The 734-nt window shown below is 54.8% G+C and carries 1 protein-coding gene; it reads left to right on the plus strand.

The window, feature by feature from the left end; all coding sequences use genetic code 11:
- Positions 1–42 precede the first annotated feature (42 nt).
- Positions 43–699, plus strand: a complete 657-nt coding sequence (locus tag AD944_RS00115) for an IS1595 family transposase (protein WP_045543135.1) — start codon at positions 43–45, stop codon at positions 697–699.
- Positions 700–734 lie beyond the last annotated feature (35 nt).

The following is a 734-nucleotide window of genomic DNA, read 5'->3' on the forward strand; positions in this document are numbered from 1 at the left end:
TGGGGCTGGCATAGGTAAGCGAATAAAGGCTTGATATGTCGCATGAAAGCACGTCGTCGCAGTCGGCTGCCTGTCAGCATCCAAAAGCGCCTTCTGGAGCACTTCGTTGCGGGCACGCCCGCCCGGAGCGCCGCCGAACTTGTAGGCGTCAATCGTAATACAGCGACCCTGTATTACCGGAAACTACGAGAGATCATCGCAGAACAGATTGCTCATGAGGCGCCGGTCTCGGGTGAAATCGAAGTCGATGAGAGCTATTTCGGTGGGCATCGCAAAGGAAAACGAGGTCGGGGCGCTGCCGGGAAAGTGGCCGTCTTCGGCCTGCTGAAACGGCATGGCCGTGTCCATGCCGTCATGATCCCCAATGCCGGACATCAGACGCTGATGTCGATCATTCGAAAGAAAGTCCAGCCCGATTCAATCGTTTACAGCGATTCCTGGCATGCTTACGACAAGCTGGATGTCTCGGAATTCCATCACGAACGCATTGATCACAGCAGGCATCTTGCCCTGGGCAGAAACCATATCAACGGCATCGAGAATTTCTGGAGCCAGGCGAAGCGGCATCTGCGGCGATACAATGGAATACCACGTAAAGACTTCCATCTCTTCCTGGCTGAGTGCGAGTGGCGTTTCAACATCCGCTCACCTGCAAAACTCCTGAAAATCCTCACTCAATGGGCTAAACTGCCCGCGTGAACCGTCGTCAACAATGCTTACCTATGCCAGCCCCA

Origin of the sequence: Acetobacter tropicalis (assembly GCF_001580915.1) — a bacterium.
In the GTDB taxonomy this organism is placed as follows: domain Bacteria; phylum Pseudomonadota; class Alphaproteobacteria; order Acetobacterales; family Acetobacteraceae; genus Acetobacter; species Acetobacter tropicalis.

Bases quoted from the DNA above. Each gene is read 5' to 3' on its own strand.
- AD944_RS00115 (WP_045543135.1), top strand. From the start codon at position 43: ATGAAAGCACGTCGTCGCAGTCGGCTGCCTGTCAGCATCCAAAAGCGC.